The sequence below is a fragment of the Actinomadura sp. 3N407 genome (genome assembly GCF_052245875.1).
Lineage (GTDB): Bacteria > Actinomycetota > Actinomycetes > Streptosporangiales > Streptosporangiaceae > Spirillospora.
Genome location: NZ_JBQQBP010000013.1, coordinates 104,188 through 120,199, shown reverse-complemented (window position 1 = coordinate 120,199; position 16,012 = coordinate 104,188). Strand labels below are relative to the sequence as shown.

Annotated in this window: 21 protein-coding genes and 1 pseudogene; 7 read left to right on the top strand and 15 right to left on the bottom strand. The window is 66.5% G+C overall.

All coding sequences use genetic code 11. The features are described 5' to 3' along the window. Nucleotides 1-102 precede the first annotated feature (102 nt). The gene (locus ACTWPP_RS29670) at nt 103-333 is read right to left on the bottom strand and encodes a hypothetical protein (RefSeq protein WP_443107664.1); all 231 of its coding nucleotides are present in this window, start codon (nt 331-333) and stop codon (nt 103-105) included. Between the two features lie 361 nt (nt 334-694). Between ACTWPP_RS29670 and ACTWPP_RS29665 the strand changes: the two genes are divergently transcribed. Then, nucleotides 695-1,702 carry an RNA polymerase subunit sigma-70 gene (locus ACTWPP_RS29665; RefSeq protein WP_443107663.1) on the top strand — a complete coding sequence of 336 codons (1,008 nt, stop codon included), beginning with the start codon at nt 695-697 and terminating at the stop codon, nt 1,700-1,702. Between the two features lie 325 nt (nt 1,703-2,027). On the opposite strand, the gene ACTWPP_RS29660 is transcribed toward ACTWPP_RS29665, so the two are convergent. Further along, the gene (locus tag ACTWPP_RS29660; protein WP_443107662.1) at nt 2,028-2,612 is read right to left on the bottom strand and encodes a dihydrofolate reductase family protein; all 585 of its coding nucleotides are present in this window, start codon (nt 2,610-2,612) and stop codon (nt 2,028-2,030) included. 373 nt (nt 2,613-2,985) lie between these two features. On the opposite strand from ACTWPP_RS29660, the gene ACTWPP_RS29655 reads away from it, so the two are divergent. Then, on the top strand, nt 2,986-3,594 hold the full coding sequence (locus ACTWPP_RS29655) for a PH domain-containing protein (protein ID WP_443107661.1): 609 nt from the start codon (nt 2,986-2,988) through the stop codon (nt 3,592-3,594). 180 nt (nt 3,595-3,774) lie between these two features. Here the strand turns inward: ACTWPP_RS29655 and ACTWPP_RS29650 are convergent, their stop codons facing one another. The 3 genes from ACTWPP_RS29650 to ACTWPP_RS29640 form a co-directional block, all read right to left on the bottom strand. Next, nucleotides 3,775-3,924: a hypothetical protein gene (locus tag ACTWPP_RS29650; RefSeq protein WP_443107660.1), complete on the bottom strand. Its 150-nt coding sequence runs from the start codon at nt 3,922-3,924 to the stop codon at nt 3,775-3,777. 63 nt (nt 3,925-3,987) lie between these two features. Then, nucleotides 3,988-4,908 carry an arginase family protein gene (locus ACTWPP_RS29645; RefSeq protein WP_443107659.1) on the bottom strand — a complete coding sequence of 307 codons (921 nt, stop codon included), beginning with the start codon at nt 4,906-4,908 and terminating at the stop codon, nt 3,988-3,990. Beyond that, nucleotides 4,905-5,945, bottom strand: a complete 1,041-nt coding sequence (locus ACTWPP_RS29640; RefSeq protein ID WP_443107658.1) for an alpha/beta hydrolase — start codon at nt 5,943-5,945, stop codon at nt 4,905-4,907. The genes ACTWPP_RS29645 and ACTWPP_RS29640 overlap by 4 nt, the downstream gene beginning before the upstream one ends. A gap of 110 nt (nt 5,946-6,055) precedes the next feature. Here ACTWPP_RS29640 and ACTWPP_RS29635 point away from each other — a divergent pair, with 110 nt between their 5' ends. Further along, on the top strand, nt 6,056-6,625 hold the full coding sequence (locus ACTWPP_RS29635) for a CGNR zinc finger domain-containing protein (protein ID WP_443107657.1): 570 nt from the start codon (nt 6,056-6,058) through the stop codon (nt 6,623-6,625). Nucleotides 6,626-6,825: 200 nt separating this feature from the next. On the opposite strand, the gene ACTWPP_RS29630 is transcribed toward ACTWPP_RS29635, so the two are convergent. Further along, on the bottom strand, nt 6,826-7,206 hold the full coding sequence (locus tag ACTWPP_RS29630; RefSeq protein ID WP_443107656.1) for an EamA family transporter: 381 nt from the start codon (nt 7,204-7,206) through the stop codon (nt 6,826-6,828). A gap of 126 nt (nt 7,207-7,332) precedes the next feature. Next, on the bottom strand, nt 7,333-7,704 hold the full coding sequence (locus tag ACTWPP_RS29625; RefSeq protein WP_443107655.1) for an OsmC family protein: 372 nt from the start codon (nt 7,702-7,704) through the stop codon (nt 7,333-7,335). On the opposite strand from ACTWPP_RS29625, the gene ACTWPP_RS29620 reads away from it, so the two are divergent. The 3 genes and pseudogenes from ACTWPP_RS29620 (at nt 7,697) to ACTWPP_RS29610 (ending at nt 11,331) form a co-directional block, all read left to right on the top strand. Beyond that, a complete protein-coding gene (locus ACTWPP_RS29620) occupies nt 7,697-8,785 on the top strand; it encodes a mandelate racemase/muconate lactonizing enzyme family protein (protein WP_443107654.1) in 1,089 nt (362 codons plus the stop codon). The two genes, ACTWPP_RS29625 and ACTWPP_RS29620, sit on opposite strands and share 8 nt — an antisense overlap. A 733-nt stretch (nt 8,786-9,518) precedes the next feature. Then, nucleotides 9,519-9,773, top strand: a pseudogene (locus ACTWPP_RS29615) (transposase); the annotation flags it as partial. 490 nt (nt 9,774-10,263) lie between these two features. Beyond that, the gene (locus tag ACTWPP_RS29610) at nt 10,264-11,331 is read left to right on the top strand and encodes a GlxA family transcriptional regulator (RefSeq protein WP_443107653.1); all 1,068 of its coding nucleotides are present in this window, start codon (nt 10,264-10,266) and stop codon (nt 11,329-11,331) included. An 84-nt stretch (nt 11,332-11,415) separates the two neighbouring features. Here ACTWPP_RS29610 and ACTWPP_RS29605 read toward each other — a convergent pair whose 3' ends face one another. Beyond that, nucleotides 11,416-11,613 carry a hypothetical protein gene (locus ACTWPP_RS29605; protein ID WP_443107652.1) on the bottom strand — a complete coding sequence of 66 codons (198 nt, stop codon included), beginning with the start codon at nt 11,611-11,613 and terminating at the stop codon, nt 11,416-11,418. A gap of 281 nt (nt 11,614-11,894) precedes the next feature. Between ACTWPP_RS29605 and ACTWPP_RS29600 the strand changes: the two genes are divergently transcribed. Then, nucleotides 11,895-12,299, top strand: a complete 405-nt coding sequence (locus tag ACTWPP_RS29600) for a hypothetical protein (protein WP_443107651.1) — start codon at nt 11,895-11,897, stop codon at nt 12,297-12,299. Here ACTWPP_RS29600 and ACTWPP_RS29595 read toward each other — a convergent pair. The 7 genes from ACTWPP_RS29595 to ACTWPP_RS29565 all read right to left on the bottom strand — a co-directional run bounded on the left by ACTWPP_RS29595 (nt 12,286) and on the right by ACTWPP_RS29565 (nt 16,011). Then, the gene (locus ACTWPP_RS29595) at nt 12,286-12,831 is read right to left on the bottom strand and encodes a hypothetical protein (protein ID WP_443107650.1); all 546 of its coding nucleotides are present in this window, start codon (nt 12,829-12,831) and stop codon (nt 12,286-12,288) included. The genes ACTWPP_RS29600 and ACTWPP_RS29595 overlap by 14 nt on opposite strands. Before the next feature lie 72 nt (nt 12,832-12,903). Next, nucleotides 12,904-13,434, bottom strand: coding sequence for a hypothetical protein (locus tag ACTWPP_RS29590; RefSeq protein WP_443107649.1), 531 nt, complete (start codon nt 13,432-13,434; stop codon nt 12,904-12,906). Nucleotides 13,435-13,761: 327 nt separating this feature from the next. Next, the gene (locus ACTWPP_RS29585; RefSeq protein ID WP_443107648.1) at nt 13,762-13,983 is read right to left on the bottom strand and encodes a hypothetical protein; all 222 of its coding nucleotides are present in this window, start codon (nt 13,981-13,983) and stop codon (nt 13,762-13,764) included. Between the two features lie 259 nt (nt 13,984-14,242). Beyond that, nucleotides 14,243-14,452 (bottom strand): hypothetical protein, encoded by a 210-nt coding sequence (locus ACTWPP_RS29580; protein WP_443107647.1) that lies wholly within the window; start codon nt 14,450-14,452, stop codon nt 14,243-14,245. 376 nt (nt 14,453-14,828) lie between these two features. Next, nucleotides 14,829-15,044: a hypothetical protein gene (locus ACTWPP_RS29575; protein ID WP_443107646.1), complete on the bottom strand. Its 216-nt coding sequence runs from the start codon at nt 15,042-15,044 to the stop codon at nt 14,829-14,831. Nucleotides 15,045-15,192: 148 nt separating this feature from the next. Next, nucleotides 15,193-15,609 carry an SgcJ/EcaC family oxidoreductase gene (locus tag ACTWPP_RS29570; protein WP_443107645.1) on the bottom strand — a complete coding sequence of 139 codons (417 nt, stop codon included), beginning with the start codon at nt 15,607-15,609 and terminating at the stop codon, nt 15,193-15,195. A gap of 225 nt (nt 15,610-15,834) precedes the next feature. Continuing rightward, a complete protein-coding gene (locus tag ACTWPP_RS29565; RefSeq protein WP_443107644.1) occupies nt 15,835-16,011 on the bottom strand; it encodes a hypothetical protein in 177 nt (58 codons plus the stop codon). Nucleotide 16,012 lies beyond the last annotated feature (1 nt).

Here is a 16,012-nt window from a genome sequence, read left to right as displayed (position 1 = left end):
CCTCGTCACGGAAGGTTGCCTTGTCCCTATGAGCGGTCCACCGACGCCACCCGGGTCCGGTGACAACACCCCCCGGATCATGCGTGCGACAGGGGGCTTGAGTCATGCCGGGCCGGGTGACCTGGCTCCCCACCGTGGCGGGGACGTGAAAACGGTAACGGGAACCTCAGTGTTGTGGACGAGGGCGGCGGCGTCTTCTGCGGCTTGGCGGCCCAGTTGCGGCAGGACGCTGGTGTAGATGTCGGAGGCGATCGCAATCGAGGAGAGCTGCAGGGTCTCCTGGACAACCTTCATGTCGTACCCGGCCGCCAGCAGGAAAGGGGGCGGCGCCATGCCGGAGGTCGTGCAGCCGGATCGGTTGTAGTCCGGCCTCCATGGTCAGCTGTTCGCGAATGTCGCCAGTTCGCTGGTCTTACCCGTCGATCTCGAGCTGGGCACGACCAGGCTGTGCCAGCCGGGATCGGCCGCTGCACTGGGCGATCAGCCAGACCAGCCATATCCGCCCGATCTTTCCCCAGTACTGTGGGACCCCACCGCGACATCGAGGGTGCCCGACCCGCACATGTCCCTTGGTTCGACCCCGACCCATCCGGCCTGCCGAACGGCCCGGTGTCAGCGGCTTCACCGATCAGAAATCCTCCGCCACGTCGTCGGTTCTGGTAGCCCATCGCCACCTGCGGAAGGATTGACGACCATGACCGACGCCAGCCTGCTAGGCGACGACGGGGCCGCGTTCATCGCGGCGGCCCGCTCAAAGGACGCAGCCCAGTTCGCGTTCATCACGGAGCGCTACCGGCGTGAGCTGCAGGTGCACTGCTACCGGATGCTCGCGAACTACGAGGACGCCCAGGACATGACGCAGGAGACGTTCCTGCGGGCGTGGAACAAGCGGGAGTCGTTCCAGGGCCGCGCTGCGCTGCGCACTTGGCTGTACCGGATCGCGACCAACGCCTGCCTCGACTTCCTGGAGAAGCGCAACGACCGCACACCCGTGCCCGCCGAGCTGCCGGACGCGGGCTCGGAAGTGCGCTACCTGCAGCCCTACCCGGACCGAATGCTCCCGGAGGACCCGCAGGAATCGGTGGTGGCGCGGGAGACGATCGAGCTGGCGTTCATCGTCGCCGTCCAGCACCTGCCGCCGCGGCAGCGGGCGGTGTTCATCCTGCGCGACGTCCTCGGCTGGCCGGCGTCGAAGGCCGCCGACGCCCTCGAACTGACCGTCGCATCGGTGACCAGCGCACTGCAGCGGGCGCGCGTGACGATGCGTGAGCAGCTGCCCGACCGCCGCCTCGACTGGCGGAGCCCCGCCACGCACGAGCTGTCGAATGACGAGCGCGGCGTGGTGAAGTCGTACATCGACGCCCATGAGCACAACGACCTCGACGGGCTGATGGCCCTGCTGCGCGACGACCTGCGCTTCGCGATGCTGCCCGAGCCGGGCGCCCTGATCGTCACGGCCGAGGACGCGGTGGACGGCTGGGTCTCCGGCGGGCTCTTCCAGCGCGGCCACGACGACTGGCGCTGCATCGCCACGACGGTCAACCGCATGCCAGCCGCCGTGCTGTACCTCCGCACCCCCGACGACCCGGAATACCGTTTGCTGAACATCGCGGTCCTGCACATCGTCGACGGGAAGATCGCCGAGCTCACCGGATTCGACGCCACCGACAAACCATGGCTGAGCCTGCCCGCGACGCTGTGACCAGGCAAGTCCCCGTCGTCGACGAGTCCAGCGCACGGGCCGGCGTCACCGAAGTCACCGCGGAATGAGCACCCCGACCAGCTGAACACCAACGCGGCAACGCGAACACCACCGCCCCGCCGGCGTTGCCGGCGGGGCATCTCTATGCCCGAAGAACATCGTCATGATCAATGACGCCGTCGTCCTCATCTTCAGCGAGGCGGTCAACAGCTCACTCGGAACGCAAGGAAAGACCCGGGGACGGGTCCCTCACAGCAGAGAGTCACGGTGAACACGCCAGGAAGGATCTCGACCTGGCCCCACCAGCCGAGCATTTGGCCCGTGCTCATCGCCTCGTCTCGTATCGGGTCAGCACCACGCCGCCGGGGAATGTCCGCGTCTCGACCAGGTTCAGGTTCACCCAACTGTCCAGCGCGGTGAAGAATGGCGTCCCGCCGCCCACCAGGACTGGGTGGGTGACGATCGCGTACTCGTCGATCAGCCCGGCCCGCATGGCCGCCGCGGCGAGTGTGGCGCCGCCGATGTCCATCGGCCCGTCGTCCTCGGCCTTGAGCCGGGTGATCTCGGTGACCGCGTCGCCGGTGACCAGGCGGGCGTTCCAGTCGACCTTCTCGATCGTGGAGGAGAACACCACCTTCGGCATGTCCCGCCAGCGGCGGGCGAACTCGATCTCCGCCGGTGTGGCACCCGGCTGCTTGTCGGCGGTCGGCCAGTGGGAACTCATCGTCTCCCACAGCTTGCGCCCGTACAGCGCCAGGCCCGTCGTCCCCACCCGGTCGGACCACCACTGGAACAGCTCGTCGCTCGGCGACGAGTCCGGTCCCTCACCCCCACTCCAGCCGATGTCGTCGCCGGTCGCGGCGATGTAGCCGTCCAGGGTCACGTTCATGTCGAAGATCAGTTTCCGCATCGTGCCAGCCTCTCGTGAGTCGATCTCACACCTACAGACGGGCGCGGCGCGGAAACCTAATCGGTGCGCGCTGCGTCCGCGGGTAGTCCTCGCGTTCGGGACTCAGCACGGCATACTCGGCGGGCTCGATCACCACCGACCGGATTTCACCCGCAACTTCACCACCGACGCGGCAGGCCACAGATAGGACAGGGACACCACCTCAAGGAGATCCGGCCAGACGCGGCCGCGCGTGTACAGGCCGGCATCGAGGATGGCCGCTGCAGGATGTGCACGACGGCCGGCAACGCGGAGAGCGCCGGAGCCAGGCGTCAACCGCAAGCGCTGGAAGCGCGTCTAACCAGCGCAAAGACCACTCCGCCCTCCAGGGCCTGTGCTGAGCAAGGTAGGCGATGACCGTTCACTCCGGCCACGAACAGATCATCTGGGAAGGCGAGTCCCGCAACGTCACCGCCCGCGCCACCGGCGGCCGGTTCACCTTGCACTACCGGCTCACCACCCACTACCTGTACTTCGAAGCCGCGGGATCGGCCTCACCAAGCAGGAACAAGTCCCGCTCATCAATGTGCAGGACGTCGATGTCTCCCAGACGCTGCTGCAGAAGCGACAGCGAATCGGAAACGTGCTGGTCCACATCGTCCGTCCAGGCGGGCAGCGCGAGACCGCTGTCCTCGACTCGATCCTGGAACCGTCGCAGGTACGCGACCTGATCAACCACACCGTCCACCAGGTCCGCATCGCGGCCCACCAACGCCAGATCGACGAAGCCCGCGACCTCGGCACCCACCGCTACGAGCACACCGGCCAGATTCCGCAGACGCCCGGAGGCCACCCACAACTAGCAGCGACAGCAGGGCAACTCCAACCCGGGCCACCCGCACAGCAACCCAATGCGGTGAAGACGGCGTCGGACAGGCGGCACCGGAGCGGGCGGAGGGCTTCGGTGCGGGTCTTTCCGCGAGCGAGGAGCTTGTCGATGTAGTCCTTCCCCCGGCCGATCCCGCGGGCCTAGGTGACGGCGATCATATGCGGGGCAGTGCTGATGGTGCGGTCCCCGTGCGGTGGGACGCCAAAGCCGGGCTGTTGCACATCACCGTCCAAGCCGACACCGCCTGGCTGAACGACGCCAAGCGCACCTACCCGGTGCTGATCAACCCCACCATCAAGATCGCTGCGCCGCAGCCCGGAACCCGCCGCCGGGGCCCCGGCCCGTCTCCAGCTCACCACCGAGCACCGCGACCCGCTCCCGCATCCCTACCAGGCCGTGCCCGCCGGGACCCGGCCCACCGGTTCCCGTACCGTCGTCGTGCACCTGCACCTCCAGGTCCGCTCCGCCGGCTCGCAGTGGTCCCGGCCGTCTCGGCGCAACGTCACGTCACGTGATCCCGCTCCGCCGGGTGTGAGCGCCGAGGCCGCCGAGGGCGTCGGCGATCGTGTCGGCCACGAGCTCGGCGTAGCCGCCGTCGGGGTCGAGGTCGGGGTCGAAAATGCAGACGTCGGCACCGATCGCGTCATCCGCCAGATCGCTGAGCAGCACGGTCAGTTGCCCGCGATCGAGCCCGCCGGGATCGGGGCTGTCGACGGCCGGCATGATCGACGGGTCGAGAACGTCGACGTCGACGTGCAGCCAGTAGCCATCGAGTTCCTCGGCGGCGAGCGTCTCTCTGATCATGCGGAGGGTGCCCGCGGGGTCACTGATCCACTGGCTCGCCGGTACTACCGCGGCCAGTACCTCTCGCGCCTCTTCGAGTCCTTTGTCGTCATCTCGGCAGCCAACATGGATGGCATGTTCTGGAGCGAAGTAGGGCGACAATCCGTGGATGTCGGAGACCGCCGGCAGGTGCAGGCCGACGGCGGCGGCAAGGTCCTCACCGGCGACACTCGCGCATCGGTCGGAGTTGCCGGGGTGGCGGAAGTCGGTGTGACCGTCGATGTGCACGAGGCCGTAGCGACCTCTGCGGGACAGTGCGACTCCCGAGCCGATCAGCAGACTGCAGTCGCCGCCGAGGACGAGTGGAGCACGGCCACGGTCGATGATCGCGTCGATGCGGTCGGCCAGCCGGATCGCGTGGTCGACGAGAGCTTCCTGGTTGCGCACTCGTCCTGAGCCGGCGATCCAGTCGTCGACGTACCGTCCCGCGATGACGACGCCGGCGTCCTCGGCGCCTTGTCGGAGGAGCCGGGAGTACAGGCCGGCTTCGCGCAACGCCTCGGGCGCCTTGGCACATCCGGGGACGCTGGTGTCCTGCGGTGGACGCAGACCGAGGTTGGTCGGGGCGGCAAGGATAGAGATCATTGCGGGTTCTCCGTCACGAGGTGATGGGTCAGGTACTCGATCGCCTGCGGATAGCGGTACTCGATGCCGCCGTGGGTGCCGTCGAACAACTCGAAGTACACGCGCTGGGGTGAAACGCCGACGTCGGTCACGGCCTGGTGAAATGCCGCCGCAGCGTGGTCCAGGTAGTACTCGTCATGGCGCCCGGCGTCGATCCAGATCGCCCGCATCGATCTCAGCGCCTCGGCACGTTCCGCCGCCATCCGGACCGGATCCCACGCCAGCCAGCGCTCCCAGATCTCGGGAATGAGCCGACCGGTCGACGAATCGAACGGCACGTGGACGGTGCCGTCGGGATCGGAGGAGTACGCCGCCGAATAGCCGTAGACCTCGATGAGCAGCTCGTCGAGCCGGTGCAGGAGCGGGACCTCGCAGTTTCGGAAGTACTCAAGGAAGGCCTCGTACGACCCGCCGAACTCGTCCCGCAGCCGCCTGGTCAACTGCGGAAAGACCGATGCGTACGAGGTGTCGAAAAGTGCGTCGCCCGCGTGCGTCGCGAAGCCGCCGAACAGGTCGGGCCGCAGCATGGCCGTCACCATGGATCCGTATCCGCCGCTGGACTTCCCCGTGATCGCACGGCTGTCGCGGTGGGCGATGGTCGGATAGTGCCCGTCGACCCACGTCACGATCTCCTCACACAGGTAGGTGTGGTAATCGCCGATCGCCGCCGAGTCGAGATATTGGCTGCCGCCGTAGCCGGTCCAGGCGTCCACGTACACGACCAGTGCGGGCGCCACGTCATCGCGTGCGAAAAGAGCGTCGATCAGTTCGGGGAGCGTCCGGCGGAACGGTGTCCTATTGCGCCACATGGCGATGGTCCCGCAGTAGCCCTGGATGACGTAGATCGTCGGGTAACGGGTGTGGGTCCCGTACCCCGGAGGGGTGTAGACCCACAGCGGTCGCTCGTGCGGATCGCCCAGTGGATTGCCGAGCAATGCCTCGCTCGTGATGACGTGCTCGCGCAGGTCACCTTCGAGATCTTCGGACCATGGCGGCATACGGCCTCCCCAACTCTCCATCCGACTAACCTGTGAAGACGTTAGGCGGTTAGTAGTTGGGCGTCAACCGGCGAATGGGTTGGTTGGTAGAGTGGTCAGCGGAGCAATGCATGCCAGAACTTCCGCCGTCGATCCGGCCCATCATCGCCTTCCTCAACACCGTCGATGTCGAGGAAGGCACCGACGTGTTCAACGAGGGTTCCGCGGCCCTGGCGGACTGGCTTGTCGAGCAGGGGCTGTGCCCCTCCCTGCCCGCCGTGACAGCGTCCGACCTCCAGGCGGCGATCGATCTTAGACGCGGCCTCCGCGGCCTGGCACTCGCCAACACCGGAGAACAGCCCGACCTCGACGACGTACGGGCCGCACAGGTTGTGCTCGCCTCCCTGCCCTTCACGATCCGCCTGCCGGCCGACGCGAACTCGACACGGACCGGACCCGTTCTGGCCACGGACAGCGGCGGATCAGTCTCCGGCGCCCTCGGCCAGATCGCCGCCGCCTATCTCGCCGCTTCCGTACGGGGAGAGTGGTCGCGAGTACGGCGCTGCCCCGCACACGACTGCGCGTGGGTGTTCTGGGACGCCTCCAAGAACGCGTCCCGTCGGTGGTGTTCGATGCGCGTGTGCGGGAACCGCACGAAAGTGCGGGCGTTCGCCGAGCGTCAAGGATCCCAACCTGGTTAGCCCCCCCACTTCCGCCATTCCTGCCGACTCGCCCGACACAGTGGTATGCCGCTTCGCGCGTGCGGCACGCAGCCCGTCCGCACTGAGGACGGCCAACGCGATCCAGACGAGGACGAAGCCGATCCAGCGTCTCGCTGGCATCGCCCCCTGATGGACCAGCAGCCCGATCATGAACTGCAGCACCGGTGCCAGGTACTGCATCATCCCGAGGACGGCGAGCGGCACCACAGCGCGATCCAAGGCACCCGCCCATAGTCCAGGGCGAGGCTCAGCACGGCGACCACACTGATTCCGATCGCGGTCCACTGCCAGAGGCGAAGCCGTTCGCGGAAGATCAGAATGCCGAAGACGACGCTGACGAGCGGGGTCATGAGGTAGCCCAGGGCGGCTTCGATCGTGTTGCCGCTGGTAACGGCGTAGATGAACATGCCCCAGTTGACCGTGATGGGCAGCGCGGCCAGCGCGAGCAGCGCGAGCAGCGGGAGCCGCCGAGGCCGCAGAGCCCGGATCCAGGACCAGTGGCGATGGACGACCAGGATCGCCATCGGCGGCCAGGCCGCGGTAGTTTGTCGGTCACTCATCGACCATCCCGCGAGACGCGCCGACGAGTCCCAAGATTCCCGACAGAGTCGCTCACTGTCAGTCCGCCAGGACAGCCCGGACCGCCCACTGCGTCGGCATTTGCCGGTGAGGTCGGCCGCGATCGGTCAGATGAACTCCAGATCGGTCGTGATATCGATACATCCGCCGATGAAACGGGCGACCAGGCAGAACCTGTGGTGCCGTTCGTGTGCCCGACGGATCTTCTCCGGGGAGATCCCCTTGGCCGGCCGGAGCCGGAAGGTGACCCGGATGCGGGCGATCCGCAGTACTCCGTCCTCGACGACGATGTCGCCTTCCGCTTCGCTGGTGAGGGCACCATCCTCGGTGGGTTGGCCCAGCGCGGCGAGCATGCCGCCGAAGGTGCCGGTGAGGCAGCCCGTGGTCGCGCCGACGATGTAGTCGAGCGTGGTCGCGTGCGGCTCGATCGAATCGAGTGGAACGCGGTAGTGCTCGGCGACCCCGCCGTGCATGCCCATCGGTACCGGCCCACCGTCGACCGGCACGACCTGGTCGAGGATCCCGCTCGGGGCCGGCCGCGGCGGCTCCGGCGCGACCGGAGTGGACCTGCTCCGCGTCGGCGTGACGTGCGACGAGGGCGAGCACGGCACCGGCTTCACCTACGCGCTCACCGGAGGCGCGGAGGCACTGCACGCCCTCCTGGGCGAAACGCTGCCACAGCTCGTCCTCGGCACCGACACCGACGAGTGGCCGCGCACGTGGGAGCGGGTCTGGCAGCGGACGCACCGGCTTGGCCGCGGAATCGCCCTCCCCGCACTGTCGGCCGTGGACATCGCCGTCTGGGATCTGCGAGCCCGCCGCGCCGGTGCGCCCCTCTTCCGCTTCCTCGGCGCCCACCGGGACAGCGTGCCGGTGTACGGCAGCGGCCGGTCGACCCACCAGATGAACGTCGACGAGCTCGTCGCCGGGCAGATCGGTTACATCGAAGAAGGGTACGGCGCGGTCAAGATCCGGGTAGGGGCACGCCCGGCGGAGGAGGACGTGGAACGGGTCGCCGCCGTGCGCTGTGCGATCGGCGACGGCACGCGGCTGATGGTCGACTGCAACGAGCGGCTGGACCTTCCCACCGTGCTGTGGCTGGGCCGCAGGCTCGACGAACTGGGCGTGTACTGGATGGAGGAACCACTGGTCTCCGACGACGTCGCGGGGCACGCGCAGCTCGCCGAGCGCACCGGCGTGCCGATCGCGGTCGGCGAGCATCTGCACGGCCGGTTCGAGTTCGCCGGCTACCTGCGGTCCAGGGCCGCCGCGATCCTGCAGCCGGACGTCCCCCTTACCGGAGGCGTCACCGAGTGGCTGCGGATCAGCGCCGCCGCGGAGGTGTTCGGTGCCGTGCTGGCCCCTCATTTCCTGCCGGAGCTGCACGTCCACCTCGCCGCGGCGGTGCCCAACTGCGCCTACATCGAGCACTTCCCGCTGATCGATGACGTGCTCGAGGAGAGCCTGGCCATCGGCGATGGGGCGGCGACCCCACCGGACCGGCCGGGACACGGCATGCGCTGGGACGAGGGCGCCCTCGATCGGCTCCGCGTGCGGTGAGCCGCCCGGCCGGGCCGCCGACGCCGGTCGATCCAAGGAACCCGCGGAATCGCCCCCGCCTCTAGCTAGCCTCCCGCTTTCATGGCGAGTTGGTGCCGACTGGTCGTTGACATGAGAAAAGTGCCCCTGAACTGGGAGGATAGGCTTGCTGAAGGTCCTGTCCGCACCAGTCCAGAAGGCATCTTTCAGGTGGTGCGACACGAAGTCGCTGGTGGCGAGTGGGTCCGTTGTTTGGAAAGCCGATCATGTCGGTGATGTAGCCCCGGGTCAGTGTTCGAGACCTGTCCCCGCTCTGACGTGCGCTGCTGGTAACGATGGGGTGCGAAGCTCAGGGTTCAAGCCCAAGGGACCCCTGCTCCACCCGGGGGTCACAGGGCGTGCAGCAACTCCTCGCTTTCTTCGCAGCGGCCGGCGTGGAGGCATTCCGCGAGGTCTCTGGCGGCCCGTCGCCTTCCACAAGTCGGAAACCCTCAAGTCCGAACCTGGCGCGATCGCCGCCTGGCTCCGTCTCGGAGAGCTCGCGGCACGCGAGGTCGTCTGCCAGAAGTCCAACGCAGAAGGTCTCCGCCAGGCGCTCCCGGAACTGCGGGCCCTGAGCCGCCAGTCACCAGATGAGCACCTACCCAAGATCCGCGAGATCTGCGCCCAGCACGGCGTCGCCGTCGTCTTCGTCCAGGAGTTCACCGGCTGCCGCGCCAGCGGAGCCACCCGCCGCCTCTCCTCAGGCCAGGTGCGCGGGTGGCTGTACGCGGCGTTCGTGCTGGATGCCTTCTCCCGCCGGATCGTGGGCTGGCAGCTGGCCGACCACCTGCGCACCGACCTGCCCTTGGACGCGCTGGAGATGGCGCTGTGGCAGCGCGGCCGCCAGCGGCCGGTGCAGCCGGGCACCTTGATTCATCATTCCGATCGGGGCTGCCAATACGCCAGTTCCCGCTACACCACCCGGCTGGCCGACCTGGGCGTGACCGCCTCGGTCGGCTCAAAGGGACGCGACAAGCCCGAGTCACAGATGGAGGCCAACCGGCTCACGCCCGCCTGCGCGGGTCAGGCGAACGCGCGAACGCTCAAGACATGGCGGATCCTCCGCAAGCTGCGGTGCTGTCCTTTCAGGGCCGGACGGATCGCCAAGGCCATCCACGTCGTTCAACTCCGCGAGACCCCATCACGCTGAAAAGGGCTCATTGAGCTTTCACGAATTCGACTAGCACGACTTCTCCGACGAGCGCGTAGAATGGGCGCTATGCCTGTCACCACACGGCAACGGTGTCCGCACTCGCAAAGAGCGGCCCCAATGCCATAGGCGCTGATCACGTTGCGTGGAAACAGCCACGCTCACGAACACATGCCAAGCCGGGCAGCGCCCCGGAACAACGCCATTGACTCTCCGATTCGATGCCGGACTCTCATCTCCGACCAGCCATGTGGTCCTGGGTACGGCGCGCGTCGCGGGATCCCGTCCTGTTTGGATCATCTAGGCCGTGTTCAGGGCCATTATCAGTGAGGGTGGGACCGTGGGCTTTCGTACCGTCGTGGCCTACACGCCAGAGAACATGAATACCTGGGGGCTGGGCATGCTCGGCAGGGTGTTCGCCGACCGCACCGACCAGGGACTGCCGCCCTTCGAACTGACCGCGGTCACCGAGACACCAGGCCCGGTACGCACCGATCTGGGACTGACCCAGCACATCGACTTCGGCCTGGACCGCCTGCTTCAAGCCGAACTGGTCGTGCTGCTGGCCGGCGACGAACGCCCGGCTCACCCCTCACCAGCGGTCATCGCAGCACTCCGCGACGCCCACCACCGCGGCGCGATCATCGCCGCCTTCTGCGCCGGCACCTACCTGCTGGCCGCCACCGGCCTGCTCGACGGCCGGCAAGCCACCACCCACTGGAGCCTGGCAGCCGACCTCGCCACCCGCCACCCCGAGATCAAAGTCGACCCCCAGCACCTGTACATCGACGAAGGCCAGCTGGTGACCGGCGCCGGCGGCATCTCCGGCATCGACATGACCCTGCACCTGATACGCCGCGAACACGGCTCCACCGTCGCCAACGCCATCGCCCGCGCCGTGGTCGCATCAGCGCACCGCGTCGGTGGCCAGGCCCAGTACATCCCCGCCCCCGTTCCGGTACACACCGATGACGAACGCATCGCAACCGTCATCACCTGGGCCGAACAGAACCTGCGGCGACCACTGACAGTCAACGAACTGGCCGCCCGCGCCGTGATGAGCCCCCGCACCTTCGCCCGCCGCTTCAAAACCACCACCGGCACCACCCCGCACGCCTGGCTTCTCACCCAACGCCTCAACCGCGCCGAAGAACTCCTGGAGACCACCACCCTGGGCATCGAAGAGATCGCCCAGCAGGTCGGCTACACCAACGCCACCGTCTTACGCGAACAATTCGTCAAACGCCGCGGTATACCGCCCCGCACCTACCGCAGCACCTTTCGACGTCAGCTGCACACTCCCCGCACGGGTCTGAACCAGATCCAACCCGGAAATGGGCAAGACCATTCCTCTGACCTGCGCACACGAGAGTAGTCGAATGTATGCCGGGGTTTGATCCCCGGTGAGATCCGCACGCACCCCGGCCGACGCCACCACGTCCTCACCGGTGGCCGGGCGTCATTGCGGCAGGACGTGGCGGCGGGCGGTGATGCCGGCGACCGATCCCGGTTCCACCGGCGAGGTCCATAAAGGTTCGCCGGTGGCGTCGGCCAGGAACTTCGCGTTGCCGCCGTGGCGGCGTTTGCGTCCGCTGTACCAGACGTCTTTGCCGGTGACCGGGTCGCGCTGGCCCGCGGGGAACAGCTTGCCGTCCATGATCACCCGTCCGCGGTTCTCGTGTGCCCGGCGAAGTAATCCACCACGCTGGTCGACCCGTTCCGCGACTACCTACGCGGCCGCCGCGCGCAGGAGCCCGCCGTCACCACGTGGGCCCCTGCTGAACGAGATCAAAGCGATGGGGTACCAGGGCGGATCCACGCTGCTCTACCGCTACCTGGACCAAGGCCGCGCCGACGGCGAATACCCGCCCCCCTCGCCCCGCCGCCTGACCGGCTGGATCACCACCGGCCCGGCCAATCTCACTGCGACCACGCAGAATGCGCCTGGAACACGCCCTCAAACACTGCCCTGGACTGCAGGCCGCCGCCGACCATGTGAGGTCCTTCGCCGCGCTGCTCATCACCGACAACGACGCGAACCTGCCCGAAAACACCGCACGCCTAGACTCCTGGATCGCCCAGGTCCGCGATGCCCCGGCGGTCCCCACCCTGCGCTCGTTCGCCGAAGGCCTGCTCATCGACCACGACGCCGCCGGTCTCGCCCTGCCCTACAGCAACCGCCCCGCCGAGGGCGTCGTCAACAAGATCAAGCTGCTCAACGCCTCGGCGGAATCCTCAACGAGTATCGACATGCCGCGTATCGCGCCGCTGAATGCATGTCTCACGTCCTTCGAAGGGCGGAGAGCCGGGGGCGGGTCTGCGGAGAGCTCTACGCGTGGATGATGAAAGACCGGATCTTGTCATTCATGTCACTACCCACATTCCGCACGTTCTGGTAGAAGATGTTCACAGTGCCACCGTAGTTGGTATTGGTGTACGCCTGCGACCAGTTGCAGTTGTTATAGACCTTGAACGAAGATATGATTAGGCGCCACTCAAAGCCGCCGATGCCGGTATCACGGATCCCATACCCCTCTTGGTCACATGGGCCGTAATCCCCTTTGACCGTGGTCGAGCTCCCACCGTAGTCCGCGTGTTCGTACCAGGTCATAAGATCGACGCGGGCATTGATGCCCAGGTCGGCCTGATTATCGGAGCAGGTACGGGAGATCACTCGAGAGAATTTTTCGCCGGGTTGTAGTCTGTCGAGCACGATCCGGCAGTGTCTCGTGCCCGGATCGCCGGGTGTCTGGGTGTTGCTCGTAGCGGTGGGGGCTGGCGTCGGCGACGTTGTGTTCGCGCTGGCCGCCGTGGCGGTGAGTGCGGTCGCCGACAGCGCGACCACCCCGGAGGCCAGGCTGATGGAGTTACGCATGGACGTTTTCACAAAACCTCCCGTAATCGATATGGAGAGCCAGCGAGTGTGCCGCAGACGACCCGGTGCTGACTACCACGACTGGATCGTGAGGGACCGGATCCTGTCGTTCATGGTGTCGCCCACGTTCTCCCGATTCCCGTAGAACCAAATATTGTCGCCCTGGAAGTCTTGTTCGGCCCAGGCGTGGACGATGACGCACTTGTTCCAGACCTTGAACGAAGAAATGATGAACAGCCAGTCATAATCCGCTTGGCCGGTGCTGCGGACCCTGTATCCCTCGCTGTCGCACGGGCCGTAGGACCCTTCCAGGACGGTTGACCTTCCTCCATAGGCGGTGTGCTCGTACCAAGTCATGAGAAGGGTTTGTGCGTTGATTTCGAGGTCGGCCCGATTGTCCGAGCACTTGCGGGTGACCACCCGGGAGAATTCCTCACCCGGCTTTGCTCGATCGACCACAATGCGGCAGTATTCGGTGGCCGGACCGGCGTTCATCTTGGCAGGTGCCGTTTCTGCGCTGGCGCTTGTGGATCCCAAGACGGTCGATGACAGCGCGGCCAGCCCGAGGATCGTGGTGATGGAATTGCGAATGGATGTTTTCACGGGAAAACCTTCCCTGGTTCGGTTCAGGAACGTGGCTCACTTTGGCCGCACAGTTTGGCGGCTAATCCGGTCGGCATATCGTCCGGCCGAACGTGCGGCCGGCTAAACTTCTGTAGAGAGGTCAGAGGAGTCTTTTTGGCGCCGAAGCCGATCCTTGCATGTGGCGAGTAGTGATACCTGTCGGGCGACTGCCAAGTTTCGCTGGATTCCTGCCAGTCTCGGCGGCGGCCCACAATCGGCGTGGTGTTTGACGCAGATCTCGTATTCGCCAGGCTAAACGTTGCGGACTCCACGCTAATCAATAGGAACATGCGTTGAGCTTGTCGTTTAACCTGTGCCCTTGTTCGCGGTGATGGCTCGAGATCTCACGGTGGCGGTGACGTGGGCGTACTGAACCTTTTCAGCAGTGGTTTGAGGCGTGCTGGTCACATCATGGGCGCGGTCGGTGAGGCAGGCCTCAGGGGTGAGGTCGGCGAGCGCAATCCCCTGGATGGTCGGCGTGGAGGCGATGTCGGATGCTGCGCGGTCGCGAGCCGTCATGATCACCATGGGGTTCCCGGCGATCTGATCGAGAAGCTTGTCCAGGGCAGGATCGCGCCGCGCAGCAGCGAACCAGCGGCCGTACTCGGTGAAGCGGTGAGCGGTCAGCGCTTCGATCGAGCTGCGCGATCTCCTCGATGCCGGCCCGGCTGAGATCTCCCTGCGGCTGTGGTGGTCCGGACGCTCGCTGGGCGGGCGCCGGCACGATAACGGGACCCGCCCGCCCGCGGCGCGGCGGCAGGCGGAAGAATCCGGCGCGCCGAGGACGTCATTGTCCGCCTCCGAACACTGCCTGGATGTCCTCCGGGCTGTAGCCGGTGGCGTAGACCGCCCTCTGGCGCGGCAGGGCATAGTGCTCGGCCAGCCGATCGATGACCTCGTCCAGCCGCGGCGGCGTGTATCGACTCGTTGTCGCGAGGTCGGCATGGCGCATGACGGTCTGCACGTCGACCAGCGAGAGGCAGAAATCACGTGCCATGCGGCTGGCCGACAGTGTGACGCAGGTCGTGCGATGCGAGGCAGATCAGCCCGTCCTTGCTCCAACAGCTCGCGCCGCACTTACACCAAGCCTTCCAGTGATCCCGATACGCGCACATCGCATCAGATGCATCGGCTTGTTCAGTTGGCCAAGCGTCCACACCGGCCATGTCCAGCCCGGCACGAAGGGGTCGGTCTACTTCATGACGTCGGCCATCTGAGAGCGGCGTGCCGTGGCGGAGGTGGCGGGTGAAGTCGTCCTCCAGGACTGGCGCCGGACAGGTGGCGGGCAGCGGCCGCCGAAATCGCGAAGAACGGCCGGCGACTTGTGCGGACGCCCACTCCGGGCCGGCGTCCGCACATTCCAAACCGATTCGCTACATATCGCGGTTTGTGATCCTGACGTTGGCGGAGTCATCCGCCGCGGCCGGCGCGGCGGCGAGCGCCGCGATTCCACTGCTGATCATCACTGCCGCCATGAATGCCACAATGAAACGTCGCATCGATCCCCTTCGATCCTCGTAGGACGGTATCCATTGCAGTCTGCCATTGTCGGCGAAAGATCGATGAGGGAGCGGGGCGACAGATTTCATGGTTTTCCTGCCAACTGTGCCGCCGCGTACATCGCGGTTGTCGCCGCACGATGCGGTCGTCCTGACGGCTCCGCTGACGTTCGTCGGGCAGACCGGCGAAACGCTTCGACCTTCCGGACGGACGCCGCCCCGCCCCGCTCACGATGAATCACACCTCGTCGTCGGGTACGCCGATGTTCTGGCTGGCGGTCAGGAGCCACCGTCCGTCTTCCTTCGCCATGACCCACAGTGGAGAGCCCACGTCCGGCCCGTCGGGTGTCTGGTATACCTGGCGCAGCTTGACGGCAGCGACGTCAGGGCGAATGAACAGCACGTGTTCCAGCTCAAACGTGATCGTCAGCCCATGCATCCCACCAGGGAGCACCTGGTGCGTGAAGGTCGAGATCTCATCGAGGCCGAAGAGGCGCTTGCCGGCGCCCGTTGTCCAGATCGCGTCGGCCCGGAACAGGCTGAGGAACTCGTCGGGAAGCTCGTTGTTCTGGGCGTGTTCGGCCGTGGCGACCACCTGCTTGATCGCCTCGATCTCCACCTCGCGTGTTTGTACATCAATATCCGTTGTGTTCATGAACGTCACTCTGCAACATCAAGCGCTCTCGAGGTCAAGCTGTTGCGGGTGGGTCCCACGCGAACGCCTCGCAGCGCGCCGGCGGCCAAGAGCATCCGATCCGACACCCACTACGCCTGATCGCTACCACAGATTCGCAATAGCGTGCCCGTTCGGCCGCGCCACCGGCCCACCAGTCCCCATTCTCTTCGATCAACCCGATTCGCAACGCCGCGCGGATCCGGTTCAGGGCCGCCGCCCTGCCTGCCGGTGCTCGCGCTCAATGACCGCGAACACCTCTTCCACGTGCGCCACCGACAGCTCCGCCACCAGCAGATGGCCCAGCAACGGGTTCATATACCGCCGGGCATGATCGGCGTAACCGGTCGTCCGAGGCCCGGCGGCGATCGATGCCTCGAGCATG

Bases quoted from the DNA above. Each gene is read 5' to 3' on its own strand.
- ACTWPP_RS29605 (WP_443107652.1), bottom strand. From the start codon at position 11,613: ATGGACGGCAAGCTGTTCCCCGCGGGCCAGCGCGACCCGGTCACCGGC.
- ACTWPP_RS29640 (WP_443107658.1), bottom strand. From the start codon at position 5,945: ATGCCGCCATGGTCCGAAGATCTCGAAGGTGACCTGCGCGAGCACGTC.
- ACTWPP_RS29635 (WP_443107657.1), top strand. From the start codon at position 6,056: ATGCCAGAACTTCCGCCGTCGATCCGGCCCATCATCGCCTTCCTCAAC.
- ACTWPP_RS29630 (WP_443107656.1), bottom strand. From the start codon at position 7,206: ATGAGTGACCGACAAACTACCGCGGCCTGGCCGCCGATGGCGATCCTG.
- ACTWPP_RS29670 (WP_443107664.1), bottom strand. From the start codon at position 333: ATGGCGCCGCCCCCTTTCCTGCTGGCGGCCGGGTACGACATGAAGGTT.
- ACTWPP_RS29580 (WP_443107647.1), bottom strand. From the start codon at position 14,452: ATGGCACGTGATTTCTGCCTCTCGCTGGTCGACGTGCAGACCGTCATG.
- ACTWPP_RS29575 (WP_443107646.1), bottom strand. From the start codon at position 15,044: ATGAAATCTGTCGCCCCGCTCCCTCATCGATCTTTCGCCGACAATGGC.
- ACTWPP_RS29645 (WP_443107659.1), bottom strand. From the start codon at position 4,908: ATGATCTCTATCCTTGCCGCCCCGACCAACCTCGGTCTGCGTCCACCG.
- ACTWPP_RS29620 (WP_443107654.1), top strand. From the start codon at position 7,697: ATGCCCATCGGTACCGGCCCACCGTCGACCGGCACGACCTGGTCGAGG.
- ACTWPP_RS29625 (WP_443107655.1), bottom strand. From the start codon at position 7,704: ATGGGCATGCACGGCGGGGTCGCCGAGCACTACCGCGTTCCACTCGAT.
- ACTWPP_RS29585 (WP_443107648.1), bottom strand. From the start codon at position 13,983: ATGGTGATCATGACGGCTCGCGACCGCGCAGCATCCGACATCGCCTCC.
- ACTWPP_RS29570 (WP_443107645.1), bottom strand. From the start codon at position 15,609: ATGAACACAACGGATATTGATGTACAAACACGCGAGGTGGAGATCGAG.
- ACTWPP_RS29565 (WP_443107644.1), bottom strand. From the start codon at position 16,011: ATGCTCGAGGCATCGATCGCCGCCGGGCCTCGGACGACCGGTTACGCC.
- ACTWPP_RS29595 (WP_443107650.1), bottom strand. From the start codon at position 12,831: ATGCGTAACTCCATCAGCCTGGCCTCCGGGGTGGTCGCGCTGTCGGCG.
- ACTWPP_RS29600 (WP_443107651.1), top strand. From the start codon at position 11,895: ATGCGCCTGGAACACGCCCTCAAACACTGCCCTGGACTGCAGGCCGCC.
- ACTWPP_RS29665 (WP_443107663.1), top strand. From the start codon at position 695: ATGACCGACGCCAGCCTGCTAGGCGACGACGGGGCCGCGTTCATCGCG.
- ACTWPP_RS29660 (WP_443107662.1), bottom strand. From the start codon at position 2,612: ATGCGGAAACTGATCTTCGACATGAACGTGACCCTGGACGGCTACATC.